The 14,868-nt window shown below is 74.7% G+C and carries 15 protein-coding genes and 1 other RNA gene; 10 read left to right on the forward strand and 6 right to left on the reverse strand.

Annotated elements, in window-relative coordinates:
• Nucleotides 1-151 precede the first annotated feature (151 nt).
• The 3 genes from HHL19_RS03490 to HHL19_RS03500 are packed head-to-tail and all read left to right on the forward strand — an operon-like array spanning nt 152 to nt 3,069.
• Nucleotides 152-1,006: a MaoC/PaaZ C-terminal domain-containing protein gene (locus HHL19_RS03490; RefSeq protein ID WP_169085354.1), complete on the forward strand. Its 855-nt coding sequence runs from the start codon at nt 152-154 to the stop codon at nt 1,004-1,006.
• A 26-nt stretch (nt 1,007-1,032) separates the two neighbouring features.
• Nucleotides 1,033-2,109: a Zn-dependent alcohol dehydrogenase gene (locus tag HHL19_RS03495; RefSeq protein ID WP_169085356.1), complete on the forward strand. Its 1,077-nt coding sequence runs from the start codon at nt 1,033-1,035 to the stop codon at nt 2,107-2,109.
• 15 nt (nt 2,110-2,124) lie between these two features.
• Nucleotides 2,125-3,069 (forward strand): 3-oxoacyl-ACP reductase, encoded by a 945-nt coding sequence (locus HHL19_RS03500; protein ID WP_169085358.1) that lies wholly within the window; start codon nt 2,125-2,127, stop codon nt 3,067-3,069.
• An 88-nt stretch (nt 3,070-3,157) separates the two neighbouring features.
• Here HHL19_RS03500 and HHL19_RS03505 read toward each other — a convergent pair whose 3' ends face one another.
• Both HHL19_RS03505 and HHL19_RS03510 read right to left on the reverse strand, forming a co-directional pair.
• Entirely contained in the window at nt 3,158-3,298 is a 141-nt protein-coding gene (locus tag HHL19_RS03505) for a hypothetical protein (protein WP_169085360.1), read from the reverse strand.
• A gap of 52 nt (nt 3,299-3,350) precedes the next feature.
• Nucleotides 3,351-4,538, reverse strand: coding sequence for a hypothetical protein (locus tag HHL19_RS03510; RefSeq protein WP_169085362.1), 1,188 nt, complete (start codon nt 4,536-4,538; stop codon nt 3,351-3,353).
• Nucleotides 4,539-4,802: 264 nt separating this feature from the next.
• On the opposite strand from HHL19_RS03510, the gene HHL19_RS03515 reads away from it, so the two are divergent.
• The 5 genes from HHL19_RS03515 to HHL19_RS03535 all read left to right on the forward strand — a co-directional run bounded on the left by HHL19_RS03515 (nt 4,803) and on the right by HHL19_RS03535 (nt 9,784).
• Nucleotides 4,803-5,837, forward strand: a complete 1,035-nt coding sequence (locus HHL19_RS03515) for an iron-siderophore ABC transporter substrate-binding protein (protein ID WP_169085363.1) — start codon at nt 4,803-4,805, stop codon at nt 5,835-5,837.
• A gap of 75 nt (nt 5,838-5,912) precedes the next feature.
• Entirely contained in the window at nt 5,913-6,743 is an 831-nt protein-coding gene (locus tag HHL19_RS03520; RefSeq protein ID WP_169085365.1) for a Nif3-like dinuclear metal center hexameric protein, read from the forward strand.
• Nucleotides 6,740-7,483: a C4-type zinc ribbon domain-containing protein gene (locus tag HHL19_RS03525; RefSeq protein WP_206324634.1), complete on the forward strand. Its 744-nt coding sequence runs from the start codon at nt 6,740-6,742 to the stop codon at nt 7,481-7,483. Before HHL19_RS03520 ends, HHL19_RS03525 begins: the two co-directional genes overlap by 4 nt.
• On the forward strand, nt 7,483-8,862 hold the full coding sequence (locus HHL19_RS03530) for a bifunctional RNase H/acid phosphatase (RefSeq protein ID WP_169085367.1): 1,380 nt from the start codon (nt 7,483-7,485) through the stop codon (nt 8,860-8,862). The genes HHL19_RS03525 and HHL19_RS03530 overlap by 1 nt, the downstream gene beginning before the upstream one ends.
• Before the next feature lie 118 nt (nt 8,863-8,980).
• Nucleotides 8,981-9,784 (forward strand): GNAT family N-acetyltransferase, encoded by an 804-nt coding sequence (locus HHL19_RS03535; RefSeq protein WP_169085369.1) that lies wholly within the window; start codon nt 8,981-8,983, stop codon nt 9,782-9,784.
• Here the strand turns inward: HHL19_RS03535 and eda are convergent.
• Together eda and yaaA are read right to left on the reverse strand one after the other, a co-directional pair.
• Complete coding sequence (gene eda / locus HHL19_RS03540; protein ID WP_169085371.1) at nt 9,781-10,416, reverse strand: bifunctional 4-hydroxy-2-oxoglutarate aldolase/2-dehydro-3-deoxy-phosphogluconate aldolase; 636 nt, start codon at nt 10,414-10,416, stop codon at nt 9,781-9,783. The genes HHL19_RS03535 and eda overlap by 4 nt on opposite strands.
• Nucleotides 10,417-10,477: 61 nt before the next feature.
• A complete protein-coding gene (yaaA, locus tag HHL19_RS03545; RefSeq protein WP_169085373.1) occupies nt 10,478-11,245 on the reverse strand; it encodes a peroxide stress protein YaaA in 768 nt (255 codons plus the stop codon).
• 97 nt (nt 11,246-11,342) lie between these two features.
• Here yaaA and HHL19_RS03550 point away from each other — a divergent pair, with 97 nt between their 5' ends.
• Nucleotides 11,343-12,791 carry an RNB domain-containing ribonuclease gene (locus HHL19_RS03550; RefSeq protein WP_169085375.1) on the forward strand — a complete coding sequence of 483 codons (1,449 nt, stop codon included), beginning with the start codon at nt 11,343-11,345 and terminating at the stop codon, nt 12,789-12,791.
• Here HHL19_RS03550 and HHL19_RS03555 read toward each other — a convergent pair.
• Both HHL19_RS03555 and HHL19_RS03560 read right to left on the reverse strand, forming a co-directional pair.
• Nucleotides 12,736-13,602, reverse strand: a complete 867-nt coding sequence (locus tag HHL19_RS03555) for a hypothetical protein (protein WP_169085377.1) — start codon at nt 13,600-13,602, stop codon at nt 12,736-12,738. The two genes, HHL19_RS03550 and HHL19_RS03555, sit on opposite strands and share 56 nt — an antisense overlap.
• Nucleotides 13,586-14,389: a MerR family transcriptional regulator gene (locus HHL19_RS03560; RefSeq protein WP_169085379.1), complete on the reverse strand. Its 804-nt coding sequence runs from the start codon at nt 14,387-14,389 to the stop codon at nt 13,586-13,588. Before HHL19_RS03560 ends, HHL19_RS03555 begins: the two co-directional genes overlap by 17 nt.
• Before the next feature lie 78 nt (nt 14,390-14,467).
• Here HHL19_RS03560 and rnpB point away from each other — a divergent pair.
• Nucleotides 14,468-14,866, forward strand: an RNA gene (gene rnpB / locus HHL19_RS03565) — RNase P RNA component class A.
• The last annotated feature ends 2 nt before the right edge of the window (nt 14,867-14,868 follow it).

Consider the following 14,868-nt stretch of genomic DNA (forward strand, 5'->3'; position numbering starts at 1 on the left):
GCCCCTCCGCTATACATGGGGGACACCGAACTGGAACGCGTTCTACAACGGCGCGTACGGGACGGTTCCCGCACGGCCTCGGCGTGACCGACGGTGCGGACGGTCGCGCCGAGGTCTTCCACTCCAAGGACCTCCAAGGAGCAGCAAGCCGATGCCCATTGACGCCGCCAAGGCCCTCGCCGCCGAGCCCCGCAGCGCCGAGATCGCCTGGGACCACAAGGACGTCCAGCTCTACCACCTCGGCCTCGGCGCCGGCAGCCCCGCCACCGACCCGGCCGAGCTGCGCTACACCCTCGAATCGCGGCTCCACGTGCTGCCCAGCTTCGCCACCGTCGCCGGCGCCGGCATGGGCGTCGTCGGCGGACTCTCCGCCCCCGGCATCGACATCGACCTCGCCGCCGTCCTCCACGGCGGCCAGTCGATCACCCTCCACCGCCCGCTGCCCACCGGCGGCCGGGCCGTCTCCACCTCCCGCGTCGCCGCCGTGTACGACAAGGGCAAGGCCGCCATCCTCGTGCTGCGCTCCGAGGCCGCCGACGACGAGGGCCCGCTGTGGACCTCCGACGCCCAGATCTTCGTCCGCGGCGAAGGCGGCTGGGGCGGCGACCGCGGCCCCTCCGAACGCCTGGAGGTCCCCGCGCGCGAACCGGACAAGACCGTCGAGCGCCCGATCCGCGAGGAACAGGCCCTGCTCTACCGGCTCTCCGGCGACTGGAACCCGCTCCACGCCGACCCCGAGTTCGCCGCCCTCGCCGGCTTCGACCGCCCGATCCTGCACGGCCTCTGCTCGTACGGCATGACCCTCAAGGCGGTCGTGGACACCGTGCTCGACGGCGACGTCACCCGGGTCCGCGCCTACCGCACCCGCTTCGCCGGGGTCGTCTTCCCCGGCGAGACCCTGCGCATCCGGATGTGGGCCGAGGACGGCCGCGTCCAGGTGACGGTGACGGCCGTGGAGCGCGACGACGCCCCGGTCCTCGCCGACACCGTCGTCGAACACGCCTGATCCGCCCTGCTGATGGGAGCCGCACCATGCGCGCAGCCGTACTGCACGAGATCGGACAGGACAAGCTGGAGGTCCTCGACGACGTCGAGGCGGTGGGCTTCGGCCCGGGCAGGGTGCGGATCCGGGTGCGGGCCACCGGCCTGTGCCACTCGGACGTCTCCGCCATGAGCGGCGTCCTGCCGCAGCCCGCGCCCTTCATCCCCGGCCACGAGGGCGCCGGCGAGATCCTCGACGTCGGCGACGGCGTCACCGGACTCGCCCCCGGCCAGCGGGTCCTGCTCTGCTGGCTGCCCGCCTGCGGCAGCTGCGCCGCCTGCAGGCGCGGCCAGACCCAGCTCTGCCTCGCCGGCTTCATGAACGCCGGCACCCCCAACTTCAAGCGCCCCGGCGGGGACGTCTTCGGCTTCGCCGGCACCGGCACCTTCACCGAGGAGGTCGTCGTCGACGCCGGCTGCGCCGTCCCCATCCCGGACGACGTGCCCTTCGACATCGCCGCCCTCATCGGCTGCGGCGTCACCACCGGGCTCGGCGCGGCCATCAACACCGCCAAGGTGGAGGCCGGTTCCTCGGTCGCCGTCATCGGCTGCGGCGGCGTCGGCATCTCCGCCATCCAGGGCGCCCGGCTCCAGGGCGCCGCCCAGATCGTCGCCGTCGACCCCGTCGAGTCCCGCCGCGAGGCCGCCCTCCGCTTCGGCGCCACCGAGGCCGTCGCCCCCGAGGCGCTGGCCGACGCCAAGCAGCGGATCACCGCCGGCGAGGGCTTCGACTACGTCTTCGAGGTCGTCGGCAAGTCCGCCACCGCGCGGACCGCGTACGAGACGACCCGGCGCGGCGGCACCCTCTGCGTCGTCGGCGCCGGCGCCATGGACGACAACCTCCAGCTCAACATGTTCGAGCTGTTCTTCGACGAGAAGCGGATCCTGCCCTCCATGTACGGCGGCGGGGACGTCCTGCGCTCGTACGAGCGGGCCATCGCGCTCTGGCGGGCCGGCCGCATCGACCTGGAGTCGCTCATCACCCACCGGGTCCCGCTGGCCCACGTCAACGAGGCCCTGGAGCAGATGCGGACCGGCGCGGCCCTGCGCACCTGCATCGAGATCTGAGAGGACACCCCAGCCATGTCACTGCCTCTTGAGGGGCTGAGCGCGATCGTCACCGGCGCCGGGCGCGGGCTCGGCCGCGCCGAGGCGCTCGAACTGGCCCGGCTCGGCGCGGCCGTCGTCGTCAACGACTACGGGCAGCCCGGCCGGGACGGCTCCGGGGAGGCGTCGGCCGCCCCCGCCGAGGAGGTGGCCGCCGAGATCACCGCCGCCGGCGGCCGGGCCGTCGCCCACCTCGGCGACGTCTCCGACTTCGAGACCGCGCGCGGCCTGGTCGACCTCGCCGTCGCCGAGTTCGGCAAACTGGACGTCCTCGTCAACAACGCGGGCATCCTGCGCGACCGGATGGTCTTCTCGATGAGCGAGGACGAATGGGACTCGGTCATCCGCGTCCACCTCAAGGGCCACTTCAACACCACCCGCTTCGCCGCCGTCCACTGGCGGGGACGCGCCAAGGCGGGGGAGAGCGGCGTCTACGGCCGGATCGTCAACACCTCCTCCGAGGCCTTCCTCGCCGGTTCGGCCGGACAGCCCAACTACGCGGCGGCCAAGGGCGGCATCGTCGGCCTCACCACCTCCACGGCGCTCGCCCTCGCCCGGTACGGGGTCACCGCCAACGCCATCTGCCCCCGGGCCCGCACCCGCATGACGGAGGACGTCTTCGCCGGCTTCGCCGAGCCCTCGGGCGAGGACGAGCTCGACCCGCTGTCGCCCGAGCACGTGGCCCCGCTCGTCGGCTACCTCGCCTCCCCGGCGGCGGCCCGGGTCAACGGCCGGCTGCTCGTCGTCCACGGCGGGATGGTCGCCGTCGTCGAACGGCCCCGGGTGGCAGCCAAGTTCGACACCGCGAAGGAGGCCTTCGGCTTCGAGGAGCTGGACGGCCTTCTCACCCCGTACTTCGCGGAGCGCCCGCCGAACGAGACCTTCGCGGCGGCGGAGGTGCTGGGCCTGAAGAAGGGCTGAACCCCGGCCCAGGGGGGGGCCGGAGGAGGGGACGGCGAAGGGCCCCGGGGGAGCGGATCCCCCGGGGCCCTTCGCCGTCGCGCGCGGCCTAGCCCTCGTGCGCCTCGCGGCGGTGCCGGCCGTGCGGGGCGGAGGTGGTCTCCTCCGCCGGCGCGGCCGGGCCCCGGTGCCGTCCGGCACCGCCCGTCCCCTGTCGCTCCTCCGTGGACTGCGTGCTGTCGTCCGCCATGTCGTACTCACCCCGTTGACGTGCCTGTGCGTGCGGTACTGCGGCGGTGAGTCTAACCAGCGGGTTTACGGTCCGTCAGAGGCGCCTGCTGGAGCGGCACCGGCCGCAGCGCGCGCGGCTGCTCCTCCTCCGTCGGGAGCGTCGCTTCCGCTTCCGGTTCCGCTACCCGTCCCGGCCCCGGCTCCGGTTCCGGCTCCGGGTCGTCCGGCACCGTCAGCCCGGCCAGCGCGCACGGCAGCTCCGCCGTGGAGCACGGCAGTCGCAGCACGCCCTCCGGCGACCAGGCCCCGGCCCCCGCCACCCACCCGGGCGGCGCCGCCATCTGGTGCATCCGCCGCTCCGAGGGCCGCCACAGGCCCACCCAGGTGCCGCTCGCCGCGTCGATCCGCAGGGCCACCCCGCAGCTCTCCGGCATCAGCGCCTGCCCCGGCTGGACCGCGAACGGCGTCACCGCCGCGTCGTCGAGGCGCAGGCAGTCGGGGAAGCGCACCGGCAGCAGGCTCCCCAACACCCCCCAGCCGAGCCGCTCGTGCCCCGGCGAGGGCGCGTCCGAACGGATCAGCAGCAGCCCGCTGTCCGGGTCAGCGAGCAGCAGCCGGTCGTCGCTCGTCTCGGTGATCTGGAGCAGCGGCGACACCTCGCCGCCCCGCTCCAGGTCCACCGCCACCGTCTTCACCGGCCCGTCGCCGAGCCGCCGGTCCAGGGCCAGTATCCGCCCCGTACGGTCGAGCCAGACCCCGCCCGCGCAGTGGCCCGGGATCTCGGCGACCCGCTCCGGGCCGAAGGCGCCGCCCGCCACCAGCCACAGCGTGGTGGTCTCCGGGCCGATGTGACGCGCGTAGGCGCAGATGCCGTCCGGGGACGGCGGCAGCAGCTCCACCGGGCCGGGGCCGGGCGCCTCCACCGAGCCGAGCCGCAGCTCGCCGGTGCCGGGGCCGGTCGGGTACAGCAGCGAGAAGGTGTGCCGCCGCCCGTCCACCCGGCGGCACACCAGGACCCGCCCGTCGGCGAGCGGCAGCAGCCGCGCGTCGCGCTCCTCGGGCTGGTCCAGGGGGAGCGGCACGGCGTACGGCTCCGGGCCGTCGAGGGTCCAGCGCTCCGCGTACAGGGCGTCCCCGGAACCCGCGAGCCGGGCCGCGTACGCGCCGTTCGCGGTGATCGTGAAGCCCGCCGGGGGGTGGACGGCCGTCCCCTCGTGGTCGCCGTCCCCGGCCGTGGTCTCGATGGCCAAGGCTGTCATCGACTCGTCACCTCCGGCCACGAAGCTAGTTTTCGCACTTCCAGCCGAACAACACGAGCCCACGCACTTCACACATAAGGATGGCGGTGGGCCGGTTCGATTGAGCGGAGGGGGCCGGTTGTGCTGACGGGGCCAGGGGTACGTAAGGTAAGGGCAACCTAAGCGGACCCTGTGGCTCCGCTCGGGAGCGCGCCGCCGCACCCCCGTACGGCGGCCCCACCTCGGCGTCCGCCCTCGACTCCGCCATCGAAGAGGAGCCCCTCGATGTCCCTCCGCCGCCGCGGCACCGCCGCCGCCGTCGCCCTCGCCGCCGCGCTCTCCCTCGCGGCCTGCGGAGGCGGCGACGACTCCTCCGACGCCGCCGAGAAGGAGGACGGGGTGAAGAAGAAGGACGTCGCCGTCGGCGGCAAGGACTTCGGCGACGCGGCCGCGAAGACCGCCGCCCTGGGCACCGACGCCAAGCCCGGCCAGTTCCCGCGCACGCTCACCCACGCCATGGGCACCAGCGAGCTCAAGGCCGCCCCGAAGCGGGTCGTCGTCCTCGACGTCGGCGAGCTCGACAACGTCGTCTCCCTCGGCATCCAGCCCGTCGGCTACGCCCCCTCCGAGGGCGACGACGGCATCCCCGGCTACCTCGCCAAGGAAGCCGGCAGCCCCAAGCCCGTCGGCACCATCAACAACCTCAACCTGGAGGCCATCGCCAACCTCCAGCCCGACCTCATCCTCGGCAGCCAGCTGCGCGCCGCCGACCAGTACGACGAGCTGTCGAAGATCGCGCCGACCGTCTTCTCCATCCGCCCGGGCTTCACCTGGAAGGAGAACTACCTCCTCAACGCCGCCGCGCTCGACAAGACCGCCGAGGCGAAGGAGAAGCTCGCCGCGTACGAGACGAAGGCGAAGCGGCTCGGCGCGGACATCGGCCCGAACAAGCCGACCATCTCGATGGTCCGCTACCTCCCCGGCAAGATCCGCCTCTACGCGAAGGCGTCGTTCATCGGCACCATCCTGGAGGACACCGGCCTGCCCCGCCCGAAGAACCAGCAGGTCGACGACCTCGCCGTCGAGGTCAGCCCGGAGAAGATCGACCAGGCCGACGCCGACTGGATCTTCACCGGCGTCTACGGCGACGCCAAGGCGACCAAGAAGGACGCCGCCCAGGGCAACCCGCTCTGGAAGAACCTCGGCGCCGTCAAGGCCGGCCGGGCCAAGGACGTCCCCGACGAGACCTGGTACCTGGGCCTCGGCGTGACGGCGGCGGACAGCGTCCTCGACGACCTGCGCGCCGACCTGGTGAAGTAGGCGTTCGGGCGTTCGGCCGGGGAGTTGTCCACAGGCCAGGACGGCGGGGCGCGGAGGACAGGTAGCCTTTCCTCCGTGCCCCGTCTGTCTGAAGTCATCGCCGAGCTCGACGCCCTCTGGCCGCCCCAGCGGGCGGAGCAGTGGGACGCCGTCGGCACCGTCTGCGGCGACCCCGACGCCGAGGTGACCCGCGTCCTCTTCGCCGTCGACCCCGTCCAGGAGATCGCGGACGAGGCCGTCGCCCTCGGCGCCGACCTGATCGTCACCCACCACCCGCTCTACCTGCGCGGGACGACGACGGTCGCGGCCGGCCACTTCAAGGGCCGCGTCGTGCACACGCTGATCAAGCACGACATCGCGCTGCACGTCGCCCACACCAACGCCGACACCGCCGACCCCGGCGTCTCCGACGCCCTCGCCGGCGCCCTCGACCTGCGGGTCACCGGGCCGCTCGTCCCCGAGAACAACCTCGGCCGGATCTGCGAGCTCGACCAGCCGGAGACCCTCGCCGCGTTCGCGGCCCGCGCCGCGAAGCGGCTGCCCGCCACCGCGCAGGGCATCCGGGTCGCCGGCGACCCGGACATGACCGTCCGCCGCGTCGCCGTCAGCGGCGGCTCCGGCGACAGCCTCTTCGACGCGGTGCGCGCCGCCGGAGTGGACGCCTTCCTCACCGCGGACCTCCGCCACCACCCCGTCTCCGAGGCCACCCAGGCCGCGTCCTCCTCGGGCCCGCTGGGCCTCGTCGACGCCGCCCACTGGGCCACCGAATGGCCCTGGTGCGAGCTGGCCGCCGCACAGCTCGACGAGATCTCCGACCGTCATGGCTGGGACCTCCGCGTCCACGTCTCGAAGACGGTCACCGACCCCTGGTCCTCCCACCACACTTCCTCTGGAGCCCCCAACTGAACGCCGCGCCCGCCGACCAGATCCGCCTCCTCGACGTCCAGGCCCTGGACGTCCGCCTCCAGCAGCTCGCCCACAAGCGCAAGGCGCTGCCCGAGCACGCGGAGATCGAGGCGCTGACCAAGGACCTCACCCAGCTGCGCGACCTGCTCGTCGCCGCGCAGACCGAGGAGAGCGACTGCGCCCGCGAGCAGACCAAGGCCGAGCAGGACGTCGACCAGGTCCGCCAGCGCGCCGCCCGCGACCAGCAGCGGCTCGACTCCGGCGCCGTCTCCTCCCCGAAGGACCTGGAGAACCTCCAGCGCGAGATCACCTCGCTCGCCAAGCGCCAGGGCGACCTGGAGGAGATCGTCCTGGAGGTCATGGAGCGCCGCGAGTCCGCGCAGGAGCGCGTCGCCGAGCTGACCCGGCGGGTCGAGGCCGTCCAGGCCAAGGTCGACGACGCCACCGGCCGCCGGGACACCGCCCAGGCCGGACTCGACGAGGAGGCCGCCGGCGTCGCCAAGGAGCGCGAGGTCGTCGCGGGCACCGTCCCCGCCGACCTCCTCAAGCTGTACGACAAGCTCCGCGAGCAGCAGGGCGGCGTCGGCGCGGCCCGCCTCTACCAGCGCAAGTGCGAGGGCTGCCACATCGAGCTCAACATCACCGAGCTGAACGAGGTCCGGGCCGCCGCGAAGGACACGGTCGTGCGCTGCGAGAACTGCCGCCGGATCCTGGTCCGCACGGCGGAGTCCGGCCTGTAATGCGCGAGCTCGTGGTCGAGGCGGACGGCGGCTCCCGGGGCAACCCCGGGCCCGCCGGCTACGGGGCCGTCGTCCTCGACCCGGCCACGGGCGAGATCCTCGCGGAGGCCGCCGAGTACATCGGCGTCGCGACCAACAACGTCGCCGAGTACAAGGGCCTCATCGCGGGCCTCCGCGCCGCCCTGGACGTGGCGCCCGACGCCACCGTCCGGGTCAGGATGGACTCCAAGCTCGTCGTCGAGCAGATGTCCGGCCGCTGGAAGATCAAGCACCCGGACATGAAGCCCCTCGCGGCCGAAGCGTCCCGCGCCTTCCCGCGCGACCGCGTCACCTACGAGTGGATCCCCCGCGAACGCAACAAACACGCCGACCGCCTGGCCAACGAAGCGATGGACGCGGGCAAGCGCGGCGAACAGTGGACCCCCCGGGACACCTCCGCCGCCCAGGTGGCGGCGACCCTGCCCCCCGCCGGCCCGCCCGGCGACGCGACGGCGGGCGCGGCCCGCGCACGAGCGGCCTTGTCGGCAGCGGTGAAGGCGCCCGGCGCCGCCGCAACTGACGCCACGGCGCCCGCGCGCGCCGCCGGTGCCGACGCTGTCACCGCTGTGGGCACCCGTTCCGCGGGGCGTGGGGGCACCCCCTCCGGGGGAGGGTGGGCACAGCCCCCGGTGCCGGGTGCCGGCTCGCAGGACCCGTCTGCCGCTGAACCCGCGCCTGCGGTTCCCGCACCCGTAGGCCCCGTACCCGACATGGCCGCCCCCGCCACCTTCGTGCTGCTGCGGCACGGAGAGACCGCGCTCACTCCCGAGAAGCGGTTCTCGGGGAGCGGGGGCGCCGATCCGGAGCTCTCCGAGGCGGGGCGGCGCCAGGCCGCCGCCGTCGCCGACGCGCTCGCCGCCCGCGGCACGATCCAGCACATCGTCAGCTCCCCCCTCACCCGCTGCCGCCAGACCGCCGAAGCCGTCGCCACCCGCCTCGGCCTGGACGTCGTCATCGAACAGGGTCTCCGCGAGACCGACTTCGGCGTCTGGGAGGGCCTCACCTTCGCGGAGGTCCGCGCGCGGTACCCGGAGGACATGGACGCCTGGCTCGCCTCCCCGACCGCCGCCCCCACCGGCGGCGGCGAGAGCTTCGCCTCCGTGACCCGCCGCGTCGCCGCCGCCCGCGACCGCCTGGCCGCCGCCCACGCGGGCCGCACGGTCCTCGTCGTGAGTCACGTCACGCCCATCAAGACCCTGGTCCGGCTGGCCCTCGGCGCCCCGCCCCCGTCCCTGTTCAAGTTCGAGCTGTCGGCCGCCTCCCTCTCCGCCGTCGCCTACTACGCCGACGGCAACGCCTCCGTACGCCTCCTCAACGACACCTCCCACCTCCGCCGCTAGGCCTGTCCGACCGGTCCCGTCGGGTCCGACGCGAATCGCCGCACAGGCCCTGGCGCCGGTCGGAGGCGCCCGCGCAATTCGCTCGCGCCACCCGCCGTCGACCCGTCACCATCCGGGTATGAGCTGGCACTTCACCACAGACCTCCAGGAGTTCCTGGCCGCCGCGGGCCCGCACCTCGCCGCCGAACCGGCCCGCAACACCGCCCTGCTGACCACGATGGAGGGAGCGGAGCTCCTCGGCTGGTGGACCGGCCCGGACGGGACCACCGCGACCGGCGCCCTCGCCGCCGCCCCGCTCGCCGACCTCACCTTCGGCGTGGTGCCCGTGGAGGCCGCCGCCGCGCTGGTCCTCCCGCCCGGCGCGGAACCGGCCACGCTGCGCGGCGAGACGGCGGCGGTGGAGGCGTACGTCGCCGCCGCCGGCCGCCCCTGGGAGCCGGTCGTGGACATCCGGCTCTTCCGGCTCGACGAGCTCACCCCGCAGGACCCGCCACCGGCCGGCCGCAGCCGCCCCGCGCGCACGGCGGACCTCCCGCTGCTCGGCGCGTGGGCCGCCGACTTCGACGTCGTCCACCACTTCGAACCACGGGACGACTACACCGACTTCCTCACCGAGCGGATCACCGAGGACCGCCTCCACGTCTGGAAGTCCCCCGACGGCCGCCCCGTGGCGATGGCCGCCCGCTCGCGCACGGTCCAGGGCCAGTCCCGCGTCCACCTCGTCTACACCGCGCCCGGCGAGCGCGGCCGCGGCTACGCCGCCGGCGTCACCGCCACGATCAGCCGCGCGGCCGCCGACTCCGGCGCCGCGGACGTCGTCCTCTTCACGGACCTCGCCAACACCACCAGCAACGCCCTGTATCCGCGCCTCGGATACCGCCCGGTCGCCGACCACCAGGCCGTCCGCTTCACCGACGGCTAGCCGGAGAGCCCCGCCGCCTCCCGCGCCAGGGCCTCCACCCGGCCCCAGTCGCGGGCGGCGAGGGCGTCCGGCGGCAGCATCCAGGTGCCGCCGACGCAGGCGACGTTGGGGAGGGCGAGGTAGGCGGGGGCCGAGGCGGCCGAGATGCCGCCGGTCGGACAGAAGCGGGCCTGCGGCAGCGGGCCCGCGAGCGACGTCAGGTACGGGACGCCGCCCGCCGCCTCGGCCGGGAAGAACTTCAGCTCCGTGACGCCCTCCTCAAGGAGGGCCAGCACCTCGGAGGCGGTCGAGACACCCGGCAGGAACGGCACGCCCGACTCCCGCAGCGCCCCAAGGAGCCGCCCCGAGCACCCCGGGCTCACCAGGAACCGCGCCCCGGCCCGTACCGCGTCCGCCGCGCCGGCCGCCGAGACGACCGTGCCCGCGCCGACCACCGCGCCCGGAACCTCGGCCGCGACCGCCCGCACCGCGTCCAGCGCGGCGGGGGTGCGCAGGGTGATCTCGATCAGCGGCAGCCCCCCGGCCACCAGCGCCCGCGCCAGCGGCACCGCGTCGGCGGCGTCCTCGACCACGACGACCGGGACGACGGGGGCGTGCGGGGCGAGCGCGAAGAGACCGGGGGTGCGGGGCATGGCCTCATCCTGACCGGACCCGACACCCCGCGCAACGACCGTTGCGGAGCGCGCAACGCGCTCAGTGGATCTCGTCCACCAGCACGTCGAGAACCCCCGCCTTCGCGCCCGTCTCCACCACGTACCCCAGCTCCCGCACCGCCTCCACCAGCTCGTCCGGCGTGCCGGGCGCCGCGCCCGACTCCAGCAGGCTCCGGACGATCCGGCCCTTGGTCGCCTTGTTGAAGTGGCTGACCACCTTCCGGGTCGGCGCGTGCAGCACCCGTACCGTCGCGGTCCGCGCCGCCACCTCGCCCTTCGGCTTCCACGCCGACGCGTACGCCGACGAGCGCAGGTCGAGCACGAGGCCGTCCCCGGCCGCCTCCGGCAGCACCGAGGCCATCGCGCCCCGCCAGTGCGCCCCCAGCGCGCCGAGCCCGGGCAGCTTCACCCCCATCGAGCAGCGGTACGACGGGATCCGGTCCGTCACCCGCACCGCGCCCCACAGCCCGGAGAAGACGAGCAGGGAGTCCGCCGCCCGCTTCCGGGCCGCCGCGTCCAGCGTCGCCAGGCCCAGCGCGTCGTACAGGACACCGGTGTAGATCTCCCCGGCCGGCCGGGCGCCCGCCGTGCGCAGCCCGACGTTCTTCGCGACCTCGCCCCGCAGCCCCTCGCTCAGCCCGAGGACCTCGCGCGCCTTCTCCTCGTCGGCGGCGCACAGCTCGACCAGTTCGTCCAGGACCGCCGCCCGCGCCTCCGCGAGCCCCGGCAGCGACAGCGACTCCGGCTTGAGCGGCGCCCCGGACCCGGAGGGTGCCTTGCCTTCGGAGGGCGGCAGCAGCACGAGCACGGTGGTTCTCCTTACGTACGTACGCGAACGGGGATGCGGCCCCGACAAGCCAGCGTACGAGGTGCCGGGCCCCCTCCCGCCCCCTACGCTCGATTGCATGCCCCGACGCCACATCCACGTGACCGGCGCGGCGGAGGCTCCGCTGCGGGCCGCGCTGCGCGCACTGCGTACCGAGCTCGGGGTGCCCGAGGGGTTTCCGGCCGCCGTGCTCGCCGAGGCCGAGGCCGCCGCGAAGAGCCCCCGCCTCCCCGCGTACGACGCCACCGACCTGCCGTTCCTCACCATCGACCCGCCCACCTCCACCGACCTCGACCAGGCCATGCACCTGGCGCGGCGGGCCGACGGCGGCTACCGCGTCCACTACGCGATCGCGGACGTCGCCGCCTTCGTCGCCCCCGGCGGGGCGATCGACGCCGAGGCCCACCGGCGGGTCCTCACCCTCTACTTCCCCGACGGCAAGGCCCCCCTCCATCCGCCGGTCCTCTCCGAGGGCGCCGCCAGCCTGCTGCCGGACGAGCCGCGCCCCGCGCTCCTGTGGCGGATCGACCTCGACGCCGAGGGCCGCCGCGTCGCCACCGACCTCCGCCGGGCCCTCGTCCGCAGCCGCGCCAAACTCGACTACGCCACCGTCCAGCGGCGGATCGACTCCGGCACCGCCGAGGAACCGCTCGCCCTGCTCCGCGACATCGGCCGGCTCCGCGCGGAGCGCGAGATCGAGCGCGGCGGGATCTCCCTCGACGTCCCCGAGCAGGAGATCGTCGAGGTCCCCGGCGACCACGGCTACACGCTCGCCTACCGGGCGCCGCTGCCCGCCGAGAGCTGGAACGCGCAGATCTCCCTGCTCACCGGCATGGCCGCCGCCGACCTGATGACCGCCGCCGGCACCGGCATCCTGCGCACCCTGCCGGTCGCCCCCGACGGGGCCGTCGCCCGGCTGCGCCGCTCCGCCGAGGCGCTCGGCGTCGCCTGGCCGCACCACGTGCCGTACGCGGAGGTGGTCAGGAACGCCGACCCCACCGACCCGCGCCAGGCCGCCTTCCTCCAGGAGTGCACCACCCTGCTGCGCGGCGCCGGCTACACCGTCTTCACCGATGGCCGGCTGCCCGACCCGGCCGTGCACGCGGCCGTCGCCGACGAGTACACCCACTGCACCGCCCCGCTGCGCCGGCTCGTCGACCGGTACGCCTCCGAGCTGTGCGTGGCGGCGGTCGCCGGGAACGAGCCGCCGGAGTGGGTGCGGGCCGCGCTGCCCGGCCTGCCCGACACCATGGCCGGCGGCGCGCGGCGCGCCAACGCGGTGGAGCGGGAGAGCGTCGACATCGTCGAGGCGGCGCTGCTCAGCGGCCGGGTCGGCGAGCTCTTCGACGCGTACGTGATCGACGTCAAGGAGCGCGAGCCGTCCGTCGGCACCGTCCACCTCGACGACCCGGCCGTGGTGGCCCGGGTCGAGGGCGGTACGGCCCCGCTGCCGCTGGGGGAGTGGCTGCGGGTCAGGCTGTCGGAAGCGGATCCCGGCCGGGCGAAGGCGCTGTTCGCGCCCGCGTGACGGCGACCGCGTCGCGTACCGCCTCGTACAGCGCCCGGGGATCGTCGGCGTGCAGCCGTACGGTCGTCACCGGCCGCACCCGGCCGAGCAGCCCGACCACCTCCACCGGCTCGCTCAGCTCCAGCGTCACGGAGGTCTGCGAGCCCACGTCCAGATTGAGCTCGCCGTCCTTCTTCTCATGGGTGAAACGGTTCTCCCGGCGGACGGCCGCGATCCGCTCCAGCGGCACGTCCACGTCCACATGGGCCGCCTGCCGGGCCCGCAGCCGCCCACCGCCCAGCACGTGCGGCCGGGTCACGGAGGCGGCGTGCAGCCCGAGCACGAACAGGACCGTGTAGACGTCGAGGACGAACACGATCGCGTGCACCACCGGCAGCCCGGCCAGCAGCCACGACATCCCGACGGTCTCCACGAGGCAGACGAAGGCGAAGCCGTACATGAGCGCGGCCTGGTCCCGCGCGTGCCGGAACACGCCCTCCGCGCCCGCCGTCCCGTGCGGCCGCCGCGCCACCCACCGCCCCAGGCTCGCCATCAGCGCCAGCTCGTGCCCGATCAGCCGCAGCACCCGCTCCGGTACGAGCTCCGCCAGCGCCTCCCGCCGCGTCAGCCCCCGCCGCCGCAGCCGCAGCCACACGACCGCCTCGGCGGCGAGCAGCACGGCCATCACCAGCTCCGCGCCGCCGAGCACGGCCCCCGGCATCCGCACCCCGCCGAGCAGCAGCACGAAGACCACCAGCTCGGCGGGGAGCGCGGCGTACGCCACGGCGCGCAGCACCCGCAGCACGGGCCCCCGCTCACTCCCCGTCGCCATGCCCCTCACCTCCCTCTCCCTCTCCCTCTTCTTCCTCTCCCCCGCCCTCGAAGCGCTCCGCCACCAGGGCGAGGCTCCGGCGCACGGCGGCGGCCTGCGCGGGCGCCAGATCGGCGAAGAAGACGTCGGCGAGCCCGCCGGCGCCCTCCGCGGGCAGCTCGAACCGCCCGATCCCGACCGGCAGCACCCGCGCGAGCGCCTCCGCCGCCTCCTCCACCCGGGGATCGTCCGCGGGAGCGTCGACGAGCGCGTCGAGGAGCCCGTACACCTCCCCGGCGCTCCCGGACACCTCGTGCATCAGCCCCATCAGCCGCGTGCGCTCCTCCGCCGGCACGACCGTGTCGAGCAGGGCGAGGATCTCCCGGTCCTTCACCGCCATCGGCGAGTCCGGCAGCTCGCCGACCCCGGCGAGCAGCGCGGCCAGCTCCGGCGACACGGGCCCCTCGGCGGTGAGCCTCCCGGCCCGCGCCTCCGCGAGGAGCCCGGCGAGCCGCGCCCGCCGCTCCCGGATGACGGCCTCCTGCCGGGCGAGGTCGGCGTCGAGCTCCTCCAGGACCTCCACGACCTCACGGCCCGCGTCGTCGGCGAGCACGTCCCGCACCTCGTCGAGCCCGAGCCCCAGCTCGGTCAGCCGCCGCACCCGCGCGAGCAGCACGGCGTCCCTGATGCCGTACTCCCGGTAGCCGTTCGGCAGCCGTTCGGGCTCGGGCAGCAGCCCCAGATGGTGGTAGTGCCGCACCGCCCGGGGCGTGACCCCGACGAGCGCGGCGATCTCGCCGATGCGCATGCCCTCAGTAGAAACCCTGACGCTACGACAAGGTCAAGCGCTGTCCGTTCCGGCGGGTAGCATGGTCGGCACGGCAGACGAGCCGGGCGGGCGGCCGCGTGGAGATCCCCGGATCTCCCCGAGGAACGTCCGGGCTCCACAGAGCAGGGTGGTGGCTAACGGCCACCCGGGGTGACCCGCGGGACAGTGCCACAGAGAACAGACCGCCGGGAGCTTCGGCCCTCGGTAAGGGTGAAACGGTGGTGTAAGAGACCACCAGCGCCTGAGGTGACTCAGGCGGCTAGGTAAACCCCACCCGGAGCAAGGTCAAGAGGGGACACCCCGGTGTCCCTGCGCGAATGATCGAGGGCTGCTCGCCCGAGTTCGCGGGTAGACCGCACGAGGCCGGTGGCAACGCCGGCCCTAGATGGATGGCCGTCACCCCGACGACCGCGAGGTCCCGGGGTACAGAACCCGGCGTACAGCCCGACTCGTCTGCC

The sequence above is a fragment of the Streptomyces sp. R302 genome (assembly GCF_012927245.1).
GTDB lineage: Bacteria > Actinomycetota > Actinomycetes > Streptomycetales > Streptomycetaceae > Streptomyces.